The sequence below is a fragment of the Nitrospirota bacterium genome, assembly GCA_016194305.1.
GTDB lineage: Bacteria > Nitrospirota > Nitrospiria > JACQBW01 > JACQBW01 > JACQBW01.
Genome location: JACQBW010000003.1, coordinates 16,976 through 37,888, shown reverse-complemented (window position 1 = coordinate 37,888; position 20,913 = coordinate 16,976). Strand labels below are relative to the sequence as shown.

At 44.3% G+C, this 20,913-nt stretch carries 17 protein-coding genes and 1 pseudogene; 4 read left to right on the top strand and 14 right to left on the bottom strand.

All coding sequences use genetic code 11. The annotated features are described in order from the left end of the window. Positions 1–7 precede the first annotated feature (7 nt). The 7 genes from rfbD to HY200_00705 all read right to left on the bottom strand — a co-directional run bounded on the left by rfbD (position 8) and on the right by HY200_00705 (position 7,179). A complete protein-coding gene (rfbD, locus tag HY200_00735; protein MBI3593463.1) occupies positions 8–844 on the bottom strand; it encodes a dTDP-4-dehydrorhamnose reductase in 837 nt (278 codons plus the stop codon). Next, positions 841–1,395, bottom strand: coding sequence for a dTDP-4-dehydrorhamnose 3,5-epimerase (rfbC, locus tag HY200_00730; GenBank protein MBI3593462.1), 555 nt, complete (start codon positions 1,393–1,395; stop codon positions 841–843). The genes rfbD and rfbC overlap by 4 nt, the downstream gene beginning before the upstream one ends. After that, the gene (gene rfbA, locus HY200_00725) at positions 1,396–2,271 is read right to left on the bottom strand and encodes a glucose-1-phosphate thymidylyltransferase RfbA (GenBank protein ID MBI3593461.1); all 876 of its coding nucleotides are present in this window, start codon (positions 2,269–2,271) and stop codon (positions 1,396–1,398) included. 1 nt (position 2,272) lies between these two features. Next, on the bottom strand, positions 2,273–3,370 hold the full coding sequence (gene rfbB, locus HY200_00720; protein ID MBI3593460.1) for a dTDP-glucose 4,6-dehydratase: 1,098 nt from the start codon (positions 3,368–3,370) through the stop codon (positions 2,273–2,275). 102 nt (positions 3,371–3,472) lie between these two features. Continuing rightward, positions 3,473–4,297 carry a dienelactone hydrolase family protein gene (locus HY200_00715; GenBank protein ID MBI3593459.1) on the bottom strand — a complete coding sequence of 275 codons (825 nt, stop codon included), beginning with the start codon at positions 4,295–4,297 and terminating at the stop codon, positions 3,473–3,475. 297 nt (positions 4,298–4,594) lie between these two features. Beyond that, positions 4,595–5,620 carry a glycosyltransferase family 2 protein gene (locus HY200_00710; GenBank protein MBI3593458.1) on the bottom strand — a complete coding sequence of 342 codons (1,026 nt, stop codon included), beginning with the start codon at positions 5,618–5,620 and terminating at the stop codon, positions 4,595–4,597. 20 nt (positions 5,621–5,640) lie between these two features. After that, positions 5,641–7,179, bottom strand: a complete 1,539-nt coding sequence (locus tag HY200_00705; protein MBI3593457.1) for an oligosaccharide flippase family protein — start codon at positions 7,177–7,179, stop codon at positions 5,641–5,643. A 479-nt stretch (positions 7,180–7,658) separates the two neighbouring features. On the opposite strand from HY200_00705, the gene dnaE reads away from it, so the two are divergent. Beyond that, on the top strand, positions 7,659–11,123 hold the full coding sequence (gene dnaE / locus HY200_00700; protein ID MBI3593456.1) for a DNA polymerase III subunit alpha: 3,465 nt from the start codon (positions 7,659–7,661) through the stop codon (positions 11,121–11,123). Continuing rightward, on the top strand, positions 11,120–12,073 hold the full coding sequence (locus HY200_00695; protein ID MBI3593455.1) for an acetyl-CoA carboxylase carboxyltransferase subunit alpha: 954 nt from the start codon (positions 11,120–11,122) through the stop codon (positions 12,071–12,073). Before dnaE ends, HY200_00695 begins: the two co-directional genes overlap by 4 nt. 41 nt (positions 12,074–12,114) lie before the next feature. On the opposite strand, the gene HY200_00690 is transcribed toward HY200_00695, so the two are convergent. The 3 genes from HY200_00690 to HY200_00680 form a co-directional block, all read right to left on the bottom strand. Then, a complete protein-coding gene (locus HY200_00690; protein ID MBI3593454.1) occupies positions 12,115–12,408 on the bottom strand; it encodes a hypothetical protein in 294 nt (97 codons plus the stop codon). 20 nt (positions 12,409–12,428) lie between these two features. Beyond that, positions 12,429–13,160: a hypothetical protein gene (locus HY200_00685; protein ID MBI3593453.1), complete on the bottom strand. Its 732-nt coding sequence runs from the start codon at positions 13,158–13,160 to the stop codon at positions 12,429–12,431. Positions 13,161–13,464: 304 nt separating this feature from the next. Continuing rightward, positions 13,465–14,673: an anaerobic glycerol-3-phosphate dehydrogenase subunit C gene (locus HY200_00680; GenBank protein MBI3593452.1), complete on the bottom strand. Its 1,209-nt coding sequence runs from the start codon at positions 14,671–14,673 to the stop codon at positions 13,465–13,467. Positions 14,674–14,725: 52 nt separating this feature from the next. Between HY200_00680 and HY200_00675 the strand changes: the two genes are divergently transcribed. Beyond that, a complete protein-coding gene (locus HY200_00675; protein ID MBI3593451.1) occupies positions 14,726–15,448 on the top strand; it encodes an NAD-dependent deacylase in 723 nt (240 codons plus the stop codon). 281 nt (positions 15,449–15,729) lie between these two features. After that, positions 15,730–15,930, top strand: coding sequence for a cold-shock protein (locus HY200_00670; protein ID MBI3593450.1), 201 nt, complete (start codon positions 15,730–15,732; stop codon positions 15,928–15,930). Positions 15,931–15,996: 66 nt separating this feature from the next. On the opposite strand, the gene sucD is transcribed toward HY200_00670, so the two are convergent. From sucD to HY200_00650, 4 genes and pseudogenes are all read right to left on the bottom strand, one after another. After that, complete coding sequence (gene sucD / locus HY200_00665; GenBank protein MBI3593449.1) at positions 15,997–16,977, bottom strand: succinate--CoA ligase subunit alpha; 981 nt, start codon at positions 16,975–16,977, stop codon at positions 15,997–15,999. 216 nt (positions 16,978–17,193) lie between these two features. Next, positions 17,194–18,275: pseudogene (sucC, locus tag HY200_00660) on the bottom strand (ADP-forming succinate--CoA ligase subunit beta). A gap of 355 nt (positions 18,276–18,630) precedes the next feature. Next, entirely contained in the window at positions 18,631–20,238 is a 1,608-nt protein-coding gene (locus tag HY200_00655) for an FAD-binding protein (protein ID MBI3593448.1), read from the bottom strand. Beyond that, positions 20,235–20,909 carry a hypothetical protein gene (locus tag HY200_00650; protein MBI3593447.1) on the bottom strand — a complete coding sequence of 225 codons (675 nt, stop codon included), beginning with the start codon at positions 20,907–20,909 and terminating at the stop codon, positions 20,235–20,237. The genes HY200_00655 and HY200_00650 overlap by 4 nt, the downstream gene beginning before the upstream one ends. Positions 20,910–20,913: the final 4 nt, after the last annotated feature.

The window sequence follows — 20,913 nt, the reverse complement described above, 5'->3', positions numbered from 1 at the left end:
TAAGAATTTAGCCCCTTACCATTGTTCTTAAAGAATCTTTCCAGCCCGGAATGACCTGTCCCAATACATTGCTTGTTTTGTCAACTGATAGTACAGAATATGAGGGGCGTTTCGCAGGACGCGGAAATTCAGCAGTCGAACAGGGAATGACTTTTGTACTTAGCCCCGCTTCTTTAACGATTTCTCTGGCAAAGTCATACCAACTGCATTCTCCCGAATTAACGACATGGTAAGTTCCGATGGATTCCTTGTGGATTAATGCAATGGTCGCGTCTACGAGATCTTCGGTCCAGGTGGGTGAGCCGAACTGATCATTGACAACCTTAATGGAGTCCCGTTCCTTAGCCAAATTTAATATCGTTTTAACAAAATGATTGCCACCGTCTCCGTATAGCCATTGTGTTCGAATAAGCAAATGGTTTTCGGACGCATTTCGGACGTTTCGTTCCCCGGCCAATTTTGACGATCCGTAGACGCTTATCGGATTTGGGGGATCATCTTCGAGGTACGGACTTTTTTTGGTGCCATCGAAAATATAATCTGTGCTGAAATGAACTAATTTGGCTTCAATTTCTCGAGCTGATTCAGCCATAGTTCCGGCACCTTTTGCGTTGATGGAGAAAGCGAGCTCTCTTTCTGTTTCACAGTCATCAACTCGCGTAAACGCGGCACAATTTATAATAAGATTGGGGCCATAATCGCCAACTGTTTTATGAACTTGGACTCGATTCCTGATATCGAGTTCTTCGATATCTGTTGCGAGAATACTCCAATCATTGGGCTTTTTCTTCAAAAAGGCGTGCGCCAACATCCCTTTTGATCCGGAAAGCAAAACTTTAATCATTTAAATTCTGGGAGTTTATCGTGAGTTATATTTGATAGTTCAAGGTTTACTTTATCTTTATTGGAGAGAATAGGCTCGGCGAAACTCCAGTTAATTCCGATTTCAGGATCATTCCAGGCAATCCCGATTTCATCTTCCGGGTGATAAAAGTCGTCGCATTTATAAAGAAACTCGGCGGTCTCCGAGAGGACCAGAAAACCATGTGCAAATCCCCTCGGGATATAGATCTGTTCCTTATTTTCTGCCGAGAGAAGCACCCCAACCCATTTGCCGAACGAAGGGGATCCCTTACGAATATCGACGGCCACATCAAATACTTCCCCCTGGATAACACGGCAAAGCTTGGCTTGTGGAAATTTAAACTGGTAGTGTAGTCCTCTTAAGGTTCCTTTGACCGATTTAGAATGATTATCCTGAACAAAGGCATTCGAAATACCGAGTTTGGAAAATTTGTCCCTGTGGTAACTTTCAAAAAAAAACCCTCGCGGATCAGAAAAAATTTTAGGCCTGATCAAAAAGAGACCGGACAAAGAGGTGTCAATTCTTTCCATCTACCTCCCTTTTTCAGAAACAAGCTTTTTCAAATATTCTCCATATTCTGTCTTGTCAAGAAGTTTAGCCCTGATCAAAACCTGCTCGGCGTTGATATATCCCAGATCATAGGCAATTTCTTCCAGACAGGCGACTTTTAAACCCTGCCGCTGTTCGATCGTTTCGATAAAATTTCCCGCCTGAAGCAGGGCTTCATGGGTCCCGGTATCTAGCCAGGCCATTCCCCGGCCAAACTGCTGAACTCTTAACTCGCCCTTTTTCAAATACGCATTATTGACATCGGTAATTTCCAGTTCCCCTCTTGGAGAGGGTCTCACCTGGGAAGCAATTTCGGTAATCTTTTTGTCAAAGAAATAGATTCCCACCACCGCATAGCTCGAACGTGGCGATTTTGGTTTTTCTTCTATGGATATGGCTCTCCCGTTCTGGTCAAACTCAACGACACCGTATCGTTCCGGATCTTTAACCCAATATCCGAAAACAGTCGCACCGTCTTGATTTGAAGCCGCTTTTTGCAGGATTTCTCTTAATCCATGTCCATAAAAAATATTGTCACCCAGAATCAGGCAGGCCCCTTCTCCATTCAAAAACTTTTTTCCGATGATAAAGGCCTGCGCCAACCCTTCCGGTTTGGGCTGCGGGGCATATTCAATACGGATTCCGTACTGGCTTCCGTCTCCTAAAAGGCGCTGATATTGGGGTAGATCGATTGGGGTGGAGATCAATAAAATTTCTCGAATCCCTGCCAGCATCAGTGTAGACAACGGATAATAGATCATCGGTTTGTCGTAGACAGGTAGAAGCTGTTTGCTGACTCCTTGCGTAATGGGATATAACCTGGTTCCATGCCCTCCCGCCAGAATGATCCCTTTCATATTATTCCTCACCTTTAAGACCGTGCTTTACGATCTGTTCCCGGGAAGCATAATTCGTTTCGATCCAGGCTTTATATTTTCCACTTGAAATATTTTCGGTCCATTCCTGATGTTCAAGGAGCCATCGGACGGTTTTTTCAAGTCCCGTCTTGAAACTCTCCTTTGGCTGCCAGCCAAGCTCATTCTCAATTTTTCTCGCATTGATCGCGTAGCGGCGGTCATGACCCGGCCGGTCCGTAACGAATTGAATCAACTCTTCATACAGACCTGATCTTCTCGGTTTGATTCCATCAAGGATTCCCGTTAACGTTTTAACGAGTTCGATATTGGTCTTTTCACTTCTTCCCCCGATGTTGTAGGTTTCACCGACTCGTCCCTTTTCAAGTACCACCCGGATGGCACTACAATGGTCTTCGACATATAGCCAATCTCTGATATTTTTCCCGTCTCCATAAACAGGAAGAGGCTTTTCCTTCAGAGCATTCAAGATCATGAGAGGAATGAGTTTCTCAGGATGTTGATAGGGACCATAATTATTGGAACAATTCGTGGTTAACGTAGGTAATCCGTACGTGTGGAAATATGATCTCACCAGGTGATCAGATGACGCTTTCGATGCGGCGTAAGGTGAATTGGGTTGATACGGCGAATCTTCCCGGAAGGGTTCTCCCTCAATGCCCAGCGACCCGTAAACTTCATCGGTCGAGATGTGGAGAAACCGGAATCTGCTTTGATCTTCCGAGTTTAATCCCTTCCAATAGAGGAACGTTTCATTCAAGAGGTGAAAGACCCCAACGACATTCGTTTGAATGAATTCCCAGGGGGAATGAATGGATCGATCGACATGGCTTTCGGCAGCGAAATTGATGATTGCCTTCGGTCGATGTTCCCGAAGCAATTTAGAAACCAGAATTTGATCGCCGATTTCCCCGTGAATGAACTGGTGATCTGGATGATTCCTGATCGCGGCGAGACTGTCCAGATTTCCGGCGTAAGTCAATTTATCCAGATTAATGACTTTACCGCGCCCCTCCCGGACCCATTCCAGTACAAAATTACTACCTATAAATCCTGCGCCGCCGGTAACGAGTATTGTCATAATTAAATCAGGTTTAATCGTTGAATGGCAGAGCCATTTAGTTGGATGATCATTTCTTCCACTTCTACAAATAAACAGTTAAACAACTCAACCTGTGTGGGCCTATTTACTCTTGAGATTTTTGCTAAAAAATTCTACTGTCTTCCCCCAGGCATCTGCCTCGGCAGTCGCATTGTATTTTGGGTTACTTGGGTTTGCAAAAGCATGATCCGCATCATAACGGTTAATACTATTTGCCACTTTGGCCTCTTTTAACCCTGTCTCAAAATCATTCACCATTTTTGTGTTGATCCACCCATCCTGGTTGGCGAAAATGCCTAGAACGGGTCCCTTTAATTTCGATAGGACTTTGGGATCTGACTCAAGAAGTCCGTAATAAATCACCACCGCATCCACTTTAGGAAGATTTAAACCTGCCTGAAGTGAATATCCTCCGCCGAAACACCAGCCAATTGTCCCGATCTTTGAATCTTTCGAGGCCGGATATTTCTTTAGCCAACTATAGGCCCCGGCTAACGCATCGATCGATTCCTCCTTATTGACCTCACCCATAAATTTATTGGCTTCATCCGGGTTGGTGGCTACTTTCCCTTTGTAAAGGTCAACAGCAAAAACAACAAACCCGTTCTTGGATAATTTATCGGCGGTTTCTTTGATATGCTTATTCAATCCCCACCATTCATGAATCATGATAATCGCCGGAAAAGGTCCTTTGCCATCCGGTTTGGATAAATAACCGTGAAGCGGTTTCCCGTCAATTTTGTCTGAAATTTCCATTCCGTTTAACGCGCCACTGCTATCGACTTTCAGGAAGTGTTGACCTTTCATTTCATCCGGCATTGTCATCGTCTCCCCATATCCATTGAATTGGTATAAAAAAAGAAATAGGAACAAGGAACTGAGAACAAGCTTTATTTTAAATGACATCGTCATCTCCTTTTTATATTATGGATTCTTGGGTTGATGAAGCTGAAGTCGGTTTATTTTACTTAAAAAAGACTTCTATTACAACTCGGTTAAATGACTTAACCCCGTTTTAGGATATGCCGAAAAGGTCCAGGCAGTATTGGACAAATCATCTGTACCCGGACACCCTCCGGATTCCCATTGGATCGGGCCCCCGTTCCCTCTCATGCCATTACTGAGAGCCGGCAGAATATCTAAAGATTGGATATTAGCCATCCCGGCCATTTGCCCGAAAACAAGTGTCCTTTAGTTAGACATCTACCTTCCTCCCCCATTCTGATTAGCCACTCGACCTAACTTTCTTTTCAAATTGGTAAATTTATTGATTAATGAAATAATTGGCTTAAATAATCCTAAAATTCCAACTAATAAAAGTTGCTTTTCAGAATAACCAAAAATCATGAATCTCCGCTTTAAATCTTCCCACAGAACTATGTTCGATATTTCGCTTCTTAAACAGATTAATCCATACCAAACATGTTCACGTCGCATCACAGACATGAAATAGTTTCTTACAACGGGTGTCTTTCCAAATAATTCATCTGCCAGAAGCTGATATCCTTTTAAGTCAATTAAAAATCGATTTCCTATTCCATGATCTAAAAAACTGTCATTTCCGGTTCTACATTTTATGAGAGGGTCCTTTATGTATTTTAATAAACCGCCACTTCTCAACAATGTAAAGATTCTGAAGACATGGGCATAATGACTCCCTGTAAAGATCTCATTATAATCAACGTTCATCCATTTTTTTCGATTCACAATGATCGTGCTCATATAACTAAATAGCGCTCCTAACGATTGTGATTTGTTTAAATAATCAATTAATTCAGAATTATCTGAAAAATTGAACACCTGATCTTCAATCCTTCCGGAAAGCCACTGTTGCTCTCTTATGGGATTAAGGTTTATATCACATACTGTTCGGTTACCTAAATAGACTCCATATCCACTTTGAGTTTCATCAAGAATTCTGCCAATCGCACCCGGTTTAATGAGATCGTCACTTGACAACAACCAACAATATTCCCCGTGAGCTTTTTCAACAGTCAACGCCAGATCCTTATCTATACCTCCTTTCTTTTCCAATCGGATGTAATCTATTCTAGAAAAGGACTTTTGAAACCCTTGAATAACTTCAGAAGTATTGTCAGTTGATCCTCCGTCAACAATGATAATTTCAACTTCATTCGAAATTTGTTTTAAAACGGAATCCAGGCAGGGTGTAAGGAATTTTCCGAAATTATAGGTCGGAATACATATAGAAAGCTTTATTCCGGTCATTTTCTAAAATGTATCCCCTTTCACCTTTTTTTCAAAAAGCGATTCAATGCCCAGCTTCTTGTTACGGGTGTCGCAAGAACCCCAACCGAATAAACAAATATAAAAGTGATTCCTAAATTAAGAATCGCGACAAAGGGTACCATAGGACTCACAAATATCTGTCTTGCGATGAAAGTGGCGACAAATGTTGCGACCAAAGTCACAAAAATATCTCCACTAAACCACTCCCAGGATTCTCCTTTTAACAATTTTTGATGTGTAAGAGGAACTCCAATTATCATATAAAGGCCGTTCAAAATGACCCACACTGATGCGGCACCAATGGGCCCATAGGTTCTTGTCAAAAAATAAATCATAGGAATGAAGATAATGATAAAAAATGTATTAATTTTCAGTCCAATGCTTGTCCAGCCGTTGGCTAGCTGCAGAGCATAGGGCAGATTCATTAATCCATTTAAGGCGGTCCCTATGATAAGGACACTTACAATATTTGAAGCGTATTGGGCAATTTCACGGCTGGAAGTCCATAAAAAAAGTATATCAAATGAAAAATAAGAAATGGTGAGTGCTAAAGGCAAGATCAGTACTGCCATGACTTGAGATCCTAAATGATAAGCATGTTTTAATTTCGCTTGATCACCCAAGGCAACCAGATAAGACAATCTGGGGTATATAGTATTAAAAACAGGCGTAATGAACATTAAGAGTCCGCTTCCTAAGGTACTCGCCAACGAATAATAACCAAATATTTTTAAGGTCAGCATTTTGCTCAAAATTATCTTGTCTAATTGAGTCAAAATGATAGCTGAAATGGTTATACCGCTCATTCCCGCCGCAAAATGCCAAACGTTTTGAATTAATTCAAAGCTGAACTTTGATTTTCTTAAACACATTGGAAGATTGCGCTGAAGCAGTAATTTACTCAAAAACAAATGAAGAATGGTAACGACAATTTGCCAGATAAAGAAAGCCATGATAGTCGGAGAGACTAACCATAGTATTATGACCGCACCCCCGCCGCTTAAAGTACTCATACACATCTTGAGTACATTTAATTCCGGATGTCGTTGAAGACCGAGCAATCCTCCGTGATAAAGGCTAATTGGCCACTGAAGCGTCAAGACAATACTCATAATCATAATAATATTTTGAACGGTTTTAATTGTAATCGATTCAGCCCTTATCCAGTCCTTTGCGATCATGGGTGAAACGATCCACAAAATAACTCCGATCACTATTCCGATTATCCAATAACAAACTTCCATAGTCCGAACAAAGTCCCGTGTCTCTCCTGCTTTGTCTGGAACAGCGGAATATCGAGCCATTTCTCTATTCATGGTTTGGGTCATACCCAAATCCAATACCTGTATGGATCCTTGCACCATGACATAAAATCCAAATAGCCCGTAGCTTTCTATTCCGACAAACCTGATATATATGGGCGTAAATGCAAATATCATTAGACCTGACCAGATCTGCCCGCATATATTTGAAATGAAGTTGAGTTTAAGACGATTTATTGGCATTTTGATAAGAATTGGGGAATCAATTTGAGGCATTCAAAAAAATCTTACCGCTTCTGGTCAGCGATAGTCTGTTTGAGGCGGCGGTTTCTATCTTCCGGACTCTTTGATCTCACCACTTGTGACACCTCTAAACCACCGAATTTTTCTTTGAAATTAAAAAACGTGGTATCTGACATACCATCCTGCCGTCAGAATTGCCTAATTTTTGCTCCGGACTCGGATTGTTTCAGAGTTGTTGACTCGCCGGGAGACTCCATTTTCAAGTGGCGCTAATTTCAGGGGGGAGAACACTTGGATCTATGAAACTGAAATCAGTTTATTCTACTTAAAATAATCTTCCATTACAACAACGTTAAAGGGCTTGACCGACTTTTTTGGAACCGATAGAATCAGAAAACAAAGTTGAATTGTTGAGTTGTTAAAGTCATCAACACAAAAACAAATTCATCAATTCGCAAATTTTGCCAGAAAAACAAATTAGCAAATAAACAATTCAACTGGTTTTCATTTCAATGACTACGCCGTTCGTTCACCTTCACCTTCATACCATGTATTCCCTCCTAGAGGCTTCGATCCAGATTGAACCCTTAATTGATCTTGCTGCGGAATACGAAATGCCGGCAGTCGCAATCACCGACTACGCCAATCTTTTTGGAACGGTTGAATTTTATAAGGCCGCTTTAAAAAAGGGAATTCAACCGATTATTGGATGCGAGTTGTTCGTAGCACCAAAAAGCAGAATGACAAAAGAAAATTCAAACCTCACTGCCCCCTACTATAATTTAATTTTACTCGCGGAAAATCAGGCCGGATATCAAAATCTCTTGAAGCTGGTTTCGCTGGCCCACATGGAAGGGTTTTATTTCAAACCGAGAATCGACAAAGCTCTGCTTTCCGAAAACTCAAAAGGACTGATCGCCCTGTCGGGTGCCTCCAAGGGTGAAATTCCGTATCTGCTGGAGCGCGGGCAGGTTGAACTAGCCCATGAAGCGGCCCGCGAATACCAGGAAATTCTCGGAAAAGAGAATTTTTATCTCGAGCTTTGCGATAACGGCCTTTTTGAACAAAAGAAAATTAATGAGGAGTTGATTAAACTGGGAAGAACCGCATCCATACCACTTGCCGCCTCAAACAATTGCCACTACCTCAGACAGGAAGACGCCCTGTCACTTGAGATCCTTCATTGTCTGGCCAGCGGCAGAACGCTCCACCAAAAAAATCACCTCGCTTCGGAAAGCAATCAACTTTATTTTAAATCGGGCGATGAGATGGCGCTCTTGTTTAAAGAAACTCCCGAAGCCGTTTCCAACACGCTCCTGATTTCTGAACGGTGCGCAGGCAAAGTAAAATTGATTTCCGGAAACACCTACCTCCCCCAGTACCAGGTTCCGAATGAGCTGTCGAGAGATGCCTATCTTTCCGAACTGGCCCATCACGGCCTGGAAGAGCGTCTGAAAAAAGTCGATTTCGCTCTCCATCCGGTCTATAAAAAACGATTGGAAGATGAGCTCGCGATGTTGAGCAAGATGGGGTATGCCGGATATCTATTAATCGTCTGGGACATCATTAACTACGCCCGGACTCACCGGATCCCGGTCGGACCGGGTAGAGGCTCCGCGGCGGGGAGTCTGGTGGCTTATGCGGTCAAGATTACCGATATCGATCCCCTCGAATATGGATTGATTTTCGAGCGCTTCTTGAATCCGGAGCGGGTTTCCATGCCGGATATCGACATGGATTTTTGCGTCGACGGGAGAGAGGCTGTGATTCAATATGTCGTCAATAAATATGGATCCGACCATGTCGCTCAAATTATCACCTTTGGGACCATGGCGGCCAAAGGTTCGATCCGGGATGTGGGAAGGGTGCTGGATATCCCCTATGCCGAGGTCGATAAAGTGGCCAAACTTATACCAAACGAACTGAATATCACACTTGAAAAGGCACTTGAACAGGAACCTAAAATTAAAGAATTGATGACAAGCGACCCGAAGGTTAACGAATTGATGACCCGGGCGCAGTCGATCGAAGGTCTTGCCCGCCACGCCTCAACGCATGCCGCCGGTATCGTTATTTCAGACAAGCCGCTCATCGAGCATGTTCCCCTTTACCGAGGCACCCATGATGAAATTGTCACCCAGTTTTCAATGGGTGACATCGAGAAGATCGGGCTGGTGAAATTTGATTTTCTCGGTCTGAGAACCTTAACCGTAATCCGGGAGGCGGAGAAGATCATTCAAAAAAGTCAGCCTTTCGATATTTCGACGATTCCAACCAATGATCCCGCCACTTTTGAGCTTCTCTGTAAAGGAAATACACTCGGAATTTTCCAGCTTGAAAGCCGTGGTATGGTCGATCTGATGACCAAAATGCATCCGGAGCGATTTGAAGACCTTATTGCCCTTTTGGCGCTTTATCGTCCTGGACCGATTCAGAGCGGCATGTTGGATGACTTTATTAAACGTAAGCGAGGAAAGACCAAAATTGCTTATGAGCATCCCCTCCTCGAAGAGATATTAAAAGAGACCTATGGCGTCATTGTTTATCAAGAACAGGTGATGAAGATTGCTAACGTCCTGGCCGGTTTTAGCCTGGGAGACGCCGATCTTCTTCGGCGAGCCATGGGGAAAAAGCTTCCCGAGGAGATGGAAAAACAGAAGACAATTTTTATTGAAGGAGCAAAGAAAAATAAAATTCCGGAGAAAAAGGCTGAAAAAATATTTGACTTGATGGCCTATTTCGCAGGATACGGCTTTAACAAATCTCATAGCGCGGCATATGCGTTGATTACTTACCAGACCGCCTATTTGAAAACGCACTTTCCAATCCCTTTTATGGTCGCCCTCCTATCAAGCGAAATGGGAAACCCGGATAAAATCGTTCAATACTTTTCGGAATGCAAGGCGATGGGAATTAAGATCCTTCCTCCCGATATTAATGAAAGTCGAAGCCGATTCACAATCACGGATGAAGGGATCCGTTTTGGCCTTGCCGCCATTAAAAATGTCGGCGAAGCGGCCATTGAGGTCATTATTGCCAATCGGATTGCTGACGGGCCATTTCGTTCGATTTTTAATCTGTGCAAACGAGTGGATCTTCGCAAGGTCAATAAAAGGGTCTTTGAAGGTCTCATCAAAGGGGGCGCATTATCAAATTTGAAGGGGAACCGGGCTCAACAGATGGCCGTATTGGAAAAAGCAATGGAAGATGGGAGTCTCTTTCAGAAGGAAGAAGAAGCAGGCCAGGAACGGTTATTTTCGTTCGCTCCCGACGAGTCTGCAGAAAAAACGGATTCGGAAAGCAATCTTCCGGAGACGTCGGAATGGGACGAAGCCACACTCCTTAAAAACGAAAAAGAATCGCTTGGATTTTATATTTCAAGTCACCCGCTGGTACGGTTTGAATCCGAATTGAAGCGGTATTATCTTTCGGATATCGCGGCCATAGAAGAGAAAAATGACAGCGAAGAGGTTCGAATGGCGGGGCTAATTAGCAGTAAGAAAATCATGAAAACCAAACGCGGAGATTCTATGGCCGTTCTGAAAATTGAAGACCTGGCCGGAACAATAGAAGCGGTCATCTTCCCCGATCTTTACCTTACGACCTCTCATCTGCTTGAAACGGAACATCCTCTGATTTTTTCCGGGGTGGTAGACAAAGGGGAAAAGGGGGTCAAATTAAAACTGACGAAAATTGAAAAATTGCAAAATCTTCCTAAGAAAATACCCAAGATTGAGATTCTAATCGATACCGATCAGCGAGACGAGGGGGACATTTCCAACCTTAAGGGATTGTTAACAAAATATCCGGGTGAAGCTCCCGTATTTTTAAAACTGGTAACTCCGGGCAAAAAAGAATATTATATGTCGTTAGCGAGTTCTTTTTCACTTCAGCTCTCAGAAACTTCCCTTTCGGAACTTTCTGACATTTTCGGGAGGGAAAACGTCAATATTATCAATGTACAGGAAACAGCATGACCGATTTTCTAGACTTTGAAAAGCCCCTTCAGGACATTGAACTGAGAATCAACCAACTTAAAGAAACCCCTTCCCCTGACCTTAAAATCCAGGAAGAGGTCGCAAAACTCCAGAAAAAATTCAATCAACTCCTCTTTGAGATTTATTCCAGATTAACCCCCTGGCAAAAGGTTCAGGTCGCACGACATAACCAGCGCCCCACCTTTTCCGACTACATCAAGGTCATATTCGAACAACCAATGGAACTTCATGGGGACCGTCTTAGCGCGGATGACCAGTCAATCGTCGGAGGTCTTGCCAAATTCAAGGGAAGATCGGTCGTTTATCTCGGCAATCAAAAAGGAAAAACCTTAAAGGAGAGGGTACAGAGAAACTTTGGAATGGCTAACCCGGAGGGTTACAGAAAGGCACTCAGGTTAATGCGGTTAGCCGATAAATTTAATTTTCCCATTATCTCTATGGTGGATACCCCGGGAGCCTACCCCGGAATAGGCGCTGAAGAAAGAGGTCAGTCGGAAGCGATCGCAAGAAATCTTTTTGAAATGTCACGCCTTTCTGTACCTGTGATTTCGATCATTATCGGCGAAGGGGGCAGCGGCGGCGCCTTGGCGCTCGGTGTGGCCGACCGGATTATTATGCTTGAGCATTCCGTCTATTCGGTGATTTCACCGGAAGGATGCGCCGCAATTCTATGGAAAGAGAGCGGAAAAACAAAAGAAGCGACTGAAGCGCTCAAAATGACTGCACAGGAACTTTACGCGGCAAAGGTAATCGATGTCATTCTCCTGGAACCACTTGGGGGTGCTCATAGAAACCCAAAAGAAATGGCCGAAACCTGTGCAAAATGTATCGATTCCCACCTGACTGTACTTGAAAGTATCTCCCCTGATAAAAGAACCTCCCTCCGATACGAGAAATATCGAAAAATGGGTCCCTTCGTCGAATTTTAGACTCAATGGACTAACGAGTCTTTATCAAAAAACGAAATTTCCTAGCGAACTGTCCGTCCGCGTCCTGATGAAGGAGGAGCCGGTACGACATACGGATAACTTCGATATCGGGGATAGTAGAAGGGACTATAATATCCATAGTAATCTGGATAATAATAGTAGGGTCCGTAATAATAATGGTCGTAGTAATACGGATAGGGCCGAGGCGGGTAACGATAATCGAACAAGAGACTCGTATGGGCCGGGACACATGCGAAAAGAGTGCCCGATATCAGGAAAAGCAGAACCCCAGCCAAAAGCATTTTGAATCTCTGGATCGAGGTCATCGATTTCATGGGTATACCCCTTACATCACTCAAAATCTCGTTTTAATCCCCACCTTAACGTATCCATTGTCCCCGCCCCCGATTTCACCATATAGGGACGCTTGACCGGTAGGATCAAAATAATAGTTCGCTCCAAGAAAGAAACCTAGATTATCTCTCTCCTTGAAATCTGCTGTTCCAAAAACGGGACCTGATTCTTCACCGTCTAGGAATGATACAGAGATTCCCGCATATGGCTCCATAAAGTCATATCTGGCAGATCCCCCCACTTTAACCCCATATTCTGTCCAGGAAACATCATGCGATTCCGTTATAACACCCAATGACTGAGATATAAACTGAATAGTATCGCTCGACTTAAAATAGATTATATCTGGATTAATAAATATATTGAAATGTTCATATGACGTCGATTCATACATTCTAATTTTTATACCACCGCCAAATGTCGGAGCCAGTTGTCCGTGATAACCGTCAAATTCATTTACGGTAAGAGTAGAACCTCCAAACGTTAAATAAATATCTAGTGGGCGGAGATCCATTCCTAATCTGGCTAATAACCGTGTCGAATCTCCATTCCCATAAAATTTCAATGCAGGCAAACCAGTATTTGGATCAATGCATTGAATACAATTTTCTTCTACTCTTCGACTGTTTCCTTCTAAATCCAAACTTAGATATGGTCCATATCTCGCTTCCGCTTTCGATACTATTGATATGAGAATTAAAGCGGTGATATTCATAACCAAGAAGTTTTTCATTATTTACCTCAGAATCAGATATTTACTCTATTCTATATAATAGAAAACTCTGAATTGAAAAGCCCCTTAAATATTGCCTGGCACTTTATTTAACACCTATTTCAGTGGAAAGTTACTCAACTAGTTTGTTAACCTTATTTTCTATCAATAATAATGCAGAAATCCAATAAGATAGAATTATTCCTTAATATTTAACTTTATAATTTTAATTTTTCAATTATTTCGGCCTAACAAAAGGAAAATCTTCCCTTCCATCAACACCAGTAAATTTGAACTTCTCCCGTTCCTTGTTTCTCGAAGGTAATCATTTTTTGTATCCTTTTATGAAGATTTCGAGAGGATGAAGTGCCTCGATCCCCGTTCCCTGTTTTATCTGAATATTGCATTTTGGACAATCGCTGGCGGCCAGGGTCGGGTTTTCTTCGGAGATCCCGTTAATCATCTTTTCTCCGATTTTCTGGGCGAGATCAAAACCTTCCTTGTGATACCCCATGGTTCCAGCCAGACCACAGCAACCCCGATCGATAATACTGCGAGTGAGTCCCGGCACCAATTTCAACAAATCGTAAGCCGGATATCCCATCTCTTGCGCTTTCAAATGACAGGCGACATGGTAAGCGACCTTTTCGTGAACCGGTTGATCAGGCGAAATCAGTTCCCCTTCCCGATGAAGCTTCATCAGATATTCGCTGATATCATACGTATGAGCAGCGACTTTTCCAGCGAGCAGGGATTCCGCATGCTTGGGAAATTCCTTCTTGATCGTTAGACTGCAGGGAACAGAGGTTACAACGATATCATACCCCTTCTCGATCCATGGGATCAGGTGAGAAAGATTTTCATCGTATTTTTCGATGCCCGTCAGATCTCCCTCCGAAACCTGGGGAAGACCGCAGCAGACCTGCTCGGGAACAACCACTTCGATTCCGTTTTTTTCAAGAATTTTGATTGCCGAGATTCCTTCACTTGGACGGTGGTAATTCGTAAAGCATCCATAAAAATAGGCGACCTTCCTACTGGAACGAACGAGAGGTCTCTCCTTCTCGTGGCGGATAAACCATTTCAAGAAGGTCTGGCGATAAAATCTGGGCATGATTCTTTTTTTGTGGAGACCTACTATCTTTTCCAGAAGAAATCGAATCGGCGCATTATTAAGAATAAAATTAGAAAGGTCCGCAAAGGTCGCTCCCCATTTTTGAACCTTCTCGACATGGGCAAACATCCATTTTAGAAATGACCTCCCCTGCTCCTGGAAATGTTCCGACTTGACGAGCAACACATCGTGTGGAAGGTCTTTATCAAATGAACAAGAGGTGCTGCAGAGTTTGCAGTCGTAGCAAAGATCAATGATCTGATCAATTCGATCAGTCAGCAGGGGAATTTTTTTCTGATTCTCCTCCTCGAGAATGGAGAAAGTCGCCGGATAAAAGGGGCAATACGAAATACATTGTGAACAACCATAACAGTATTCAAGTGTTTCGTGAAGGTTTTTAGTGCTTAAAGAGGGTTTCATCTTGAATTAACTTACCACATTTAAGTAGACTCAACCAATGTCGAACTTGGATATGAAAGAACAGATTGAAATTACCAAAAAAAGGCTGGCCACAGCCAATGCAGTGACGGTTTTGACCGGCTCAGGGATCTCGGCAGACAGTGGAATTCCGACGTTTCGAGGTGAAGATGGTCTTTGGAAGAATCATCGAGCAGAGGATCTCGCGACCCAGGCCGCGTTTGCCAGGGATCCTCGACTGGTTTGGGAATGGTATGATTGGCGTCGCGGAATCATTGCAACCAAAGAGCCGAATCCAGGCCACTACATGGTCGCGGAACTCGAAAAGTCTTTTACCCGCTTTCATTTGATTACTCAGAATGTCGACGGACTTCATGAAAAAGGTGGAAGCACCAATCCTATTGAACTACATGGTAATATCTGGAAAGTCCGATGCACGCATTGCCACCGGATTTCATTTAATTTTGATGTGCCCATCCGACTCTTGCCGACCTGTCTGGAATGTGGTGGACTCCTGCGCCCCCATATCGTCTGGTTCGGTGAACAGTTAGAGACGTCCGACATGGACAAATCATACGCCGCGGTCCAGCATTCCGATGTCATGTTTGTAATTGGAACTTCAGGTGTCGTTCACCCTGCCGCTTCTCTGGCGGGAATCGCAAAACGAAACGGTTCATTTTTAGTTGAAATTAATCTTGAAAAGACTCCCATTTCCGGGGAGATGGACCATACCTTTTTAGGAAGGGCGCAAGACATTCTCCCTCATTTCATGGGGTAAAAGTTTTTCTTGACATTTTATTTAAGGTTCTCTTAAAATGACAACTGTTTAATTGGTAATCTTTTTGTATGAAAAAACTTTTGTAAAGTTAGCCGCAGGATAAGGAACCTAAATCTCTGCGGTTTTTTTTTCTCAAAAACAGATTGCCGGCGTTCATCAGGTTCAATACGGGTAAGGAGAGAATTCCTTCCGCAAGCAATAGTATCAGGAATGGCAATCTCTATCCTGTTTCATTGGTAGAAGGGGCAGCACTAGCCCTTCTTATAGAAGGAGGATGTATAGTGGCAAAAGGTACGGTCAAGTGGTTTAACGCCAGCAAAGGTTATGGATTTATTTCTCAAGAAGGCGGAGAAGATGTTTTTGTTCATTTTTCCGCGATATTGGGAGATGGCTTTAAGACTTTAAAAGAAGGAGATAGCGTCGAATTTGAAGTCTCCAGCGGAGCAAAAGGCCCCCAGGCAAGTAATGTAAAAGTGGTTTAATCCTATAGAGAGAAAACCAAAGCCCTGATTTTTATCGTCCCAGCATAAGAATCAGGGCTTTTTTAATTATCGCCGGCCTTTTACCTTTTTCCTAACCGCTACTTTCTTACTGGCAATTCCTCGCTTTTTTGATTTCGGAACCGCTTTTTTGATACTTTTGAGCGGTTTCTTTTTCAGACTCTTCAATCTCTTTTCGACAGTTTCTCCGATCTTAGCCGGATTATCGATCACTGTCACGCCCCCTTTTTCAAGAGCCCTCACTTTGTCTAAAGCTCCCCCTTTGCCTCCTGCGATGATCGCTCCGGCATGGCCCATCCTTCTTCCGGGAGGCGCTGTCATTCCGGCGATGAATCCTACCACCGGTTTGGTCACATGTTTGGAGATAAAAGCGGCGGCTTTCTCTTCGGCATCTCCGCCAATCTCGCCGATCATGACGATTGCATGCGTTTCAGGATCATTTTCAAATAGCTCCAGAATATCGACAAAATTAGTCCCGTTGACCGGATCCCCGCCGATCCCGACACAGCTACTCTGCCCTAGACCCCGCTGGGTCAACTGCCATACCGCCTCATAGGTTAAGGTGCCACTTCGGGATACGACTCCCACGTGGCCCTTTTTATGGATGAAACCCGGCATAATACCAATCTTGCACTCTTCGGGCGTAATAATGCCGGGACAATTGGGGCCGATGAGGCGGCTCTTTTTACCAGCTAGATAACGTTTCACTTTAACCATGTCTGTTACAGGAATTCCCTCAGTAATACAAATAATTAGAGGAATTTCTGAATCTGCAGCTTCAAGTATTGCATCGGCGGCAAACGGAGGTGGCACGAAGATCATCGAGACGTTTGGCTTCACTTTTTGAACTGACTCGGCCACCGTATTAAAGATCGGAATCCCTTCCAGCTCGGTTCCCCCTTTTCCCGGCGTGACGCCCCCCACCACCTTGGTTCCATACTCTTTACAGGCTAACGCATGAAACGAACCTTCTTTTCCGGTTATCCCCTGCACGATAATTCTGGTTTTTTTATTTACAAGTATGCTCATAAATTCATTCCTATTATTAATTTGTTTAAGGATTTGAGTAAAACCTAAAGCAACTCGGTTTTGGGTGAATCAGGTATGTCGAGGAATGATTTCTCAACTGCGACTCTTCGAAGTTTGGTTACCCAACTCAAATGTCGTTAAAATAGAGGGTAAACTTCGGAGCCGGAGCATAGAGAAATTAATCCTCGATGTACCTGACCAATTTGCTATCCGTTATTATCTCACCATTTTAACGATTCTTTGCGCTCCGTCCCAGAGATTTTCCGCCACTTCGAGCTTTAGCCCGGAATTTCTCAGCATCTCCCTGGCCTCTGGCGCATTCGTTCCATCAAGTCTGACAACGAGCGGAACACGTAACTCCACTTCCTTCGCAGCTTCGATAATTCCTCCGGCAATTCTTTCGCACCGGACGATTCCGCCAAATATATTCACAAATATGCCCTTTACATTTGGATCCGCCAGAAGAATCTGAAACGCGTGATTCACCGTCTCCTTCGAAGCGCCGCCGCCGACGTCTAGAAAATTAGCGGGTTCATCGCCGGCCAGTTTAATCACATCCATTGTGGCCATGGCAAGACCTGCCCCATTGACCATACAGCCGATCTTTCCGGTCAGCTTGACGTAATTCAATCCGTAATTGGAGGCCCGAATTTCCAAGGGAGCTTCCTCATCCAGATCCCTCATCCCCTTGATATCTTCATGTCGAAACAGGGCATTGTCATCGACCAGGACTTTCCCATCGAGTGCAATCAGTTTCTTCTCCCTGGTAATGACCAGTGGATTGATTTCGACCATACTTAAGTCTTTTTGCATAAAAAGCCGGTAAAGGTTTTGAAGAAACGGTACAAACTGCGAAACGACCTCTTTTTCCATCCCGAGTTGGAAGGCAATCGACCTGCCATGAAATGGGAATGCGCCGACCGCCGGATCAATCATCAGTTTAATAATCTTGTCGGGGTGTTTTTCGGCAACCTCTTCAATTTCCATTCCCCCCTCGGTACTCGCCATTATAACCGGACTTCTCTCCCCTCTGATCCGGTTTGATGGGTCACCAGCACTTTTCCCAGGATGTTTTTGGCCAATTCTCTGACTTCATCCCTGTTTTTTGTAATCTTGACTCCCCCGGCTTTTCCTCGCCCACCTGCATGAATTTGGGCTTTGACCACATAAACCGGACCCTGAATGCCGTCCTTTGCGATGGTGGCGGCTTCATCAGCTGAAAAAGCCGGTTTGCCATTGGGCACCGGAATTTGAAATTCTCTAAACAAAGATTTGGCTTGATATTCATGTATATTCATTTATTTCATGCCCCTCTTATTAGGTATTTAATCGAACGGTTCAGATTAATGAGAGTATATTATTCTCTGCTCCGGATCCAAAGTTTACCCTCATTCTAAAAAACCTATTTTGTGGAGGGCTAAGCAAAACTTCGAAGAATCGCGACGAACAAAACACTCTGATTAATCTGAACGAGCTATTCTAATTTACAAGGTTCTTTCTTAAACAGACTGAAAGAGAATTTTCCGAACAGCGACCTCTTCGAAGTTTGGTTACCTTACCCAAATGTCATTAAGATAGATGGTAAACTTCGGAGCCGGAGCAGAGTGGAATGTTCTCTGTCAGTCTGTTTAAAGATGCAATCATTTCACTTTTCTATGCGCTTTTTTTCGTGACTTCTTCTTTTCTCACATAATCAGGAAAGAGCATCGGCGATGTTTTTACCGGATGAATATTCTCTTTTTGGAGTTCCTGATTGAACCGATCCAGGTGGCCCAGGGTTAATGGAGACCATTCCGTGCTTTTGGCTTTTTCGGCAGCCGCCCGTCCAGCTCTTCTGCCATAGACGATGATATCGAGAAGGGAATTGCCCATCAACCGGTTTCTCCCATGCACTCCACCCGAAGCTTCTCCGGCCACATAAAGATTCTTGATATCCGACTCTCCATCGCGATTGATTCTGACGCCACCGTTTTGATAATGAAGTGTTGGATAAATCAGAATCGGTTCTTTCCGGATATTCAGCTGAAATCTTGAAAATTGGCGAATCATGTTTGGAAAATGTTGATCGAGGTGTTCTGGCCCATTTTTCAGATTCACCATCGGAAAGTCAAGCCAGACCCCTTTCTTTCCGGAAGGCGTCTCCACGCCTCTCCCTTCCTGGCATTCCCTGATAATCGAAGCCGCGACAAAATCGCGCGTTTCCAATTCGTAGACAAACCGCTCACCTTCTCCATTGACAAGCTGGGCACCCGCTCCCCGAATGGCTTCTGTCACCAATAGACCTTCCATTTGCACGGGATAAATGACGCCGGTCGGGTGATATTGGAAAGTGTCGGCCATGGTAAGCGCCGCTCCCAGCCGATAGGCCAGAGGGAGACCGTCTGCGGTGGCGCCAAAGTGATTTGAGGTCGGGAATCCCTGAATATGAAGCCGCCCGATGCCTCCTGTCGTCAAAATAATGGTCTTGGCCTGCACGATGATCCACTGGCCTGTGTCAAGGTTTTTGAGAACCGCTCCAGTACAGTGCCCCTGAGCATTTGATAGAAGTTCCACCGCAGGGGAAAACTCAAGAATTTTTACATTTTCATTCAGGACGGCGTCTTTCAGCGTCCTCATGAGTTCGAGCCCGGTATAATCCTTACATGTCAAAAGGCGCGCCCGGCTGGTTCCGCCACCCCCTTTTAATTTCAGGTTTCCTTCTTCGTCTCGATCGAAGGAAACACCCAGATTAAGAAGCCACTGTGCGGCTTCAGGTCCCTCTTCAACCAGGGTTCTCAGGAGCTGGGGGTCATTCTTGAACTGTCCGCCTCTCATCGTATCTTTAAAATGGATGATGGGTGAATCTTCTTTCCCCGCTGCCGCCTGCATACCCCCTTCGGCCATAACAGTATTGCAATCGCCAAAACGGAGCTTGGTGGCAATGAGGACATCGGCCCCGGTCGCTTTGGCAACCAGCGCAGCCGCGGCCCCGGCACCTCCTCCGCCTAAAATCAGCACATCTGTGTTCAGTGTCGGCTGGAGATTAACCTCTTTTTGATACACCGGGCTCTGGGCTTCGAGAAGCTCTGCCAGCTCATGAACCGTCTTATCGCCCTTATTCGCCCCGACCCGGATATTTCGATATCCCTTCGCATGATAATCGGGATGAAAAGCATGAAGCCGTTCCTCTTTTTCTTCGATCGACACAGGCGCGAAAGTCTGATCCCTTCTTCGACCCCGCTTTTCATCGACCAGTTCACGAGAAGATTCTAATGTATTCATCCGACCTCGGCCCAGTCTTTTGCACTCATTTTATTCAGGGAATCCCATTCTGAATCATATCGCCCCGCTTTAATCTCTTCGACTCTCTTTGTAAGCTGTTCGCTGGAAGGGGTCAGGTGGATCGCCGTGGCCCGGCGGCTATAAAGGCCTACGAGGTGAGGTAATACCTGAACTTCGCAGACCGAAGCGCAAAGACCGCACATCACGCAATTGAGGAAAAGATCGGATACGACTTTGAAATTGCAATTAATCGCTTCCTTAACGCCCTTCATGGCATCAATCTCCTGAGGACAGACCACGGAACAAGCGCCGCAGGAGACGCATCTTCTCGTGCCGGGCAACGTCTCGCTAAAATGAGTTTTCAGACTGGATGGCTCCAAGGCCCCGACTCGATCAAGCCGGTTCTTATAGGGAACAAATCGTTTTGCCTCTGGCTGATATAAACTGAAGTTCATGCCATCGAGAATCATCGTTTGACAGGCGAGCGCCGTTTTGACCGGCGAATCACCCACTTTGTAAGTCATCGTGCAAGCTCCGCAGACACCGCCCAGACATCCGATGCCATGTGTCAGATCGATTCCGCAATACCAGATGGCCTGAATGGCATTCATTCCTTCGGGAACAGAATAAGGTTTTCCAGAGACAATGATCTCGAAGGAGCGAGGACTCATCGAA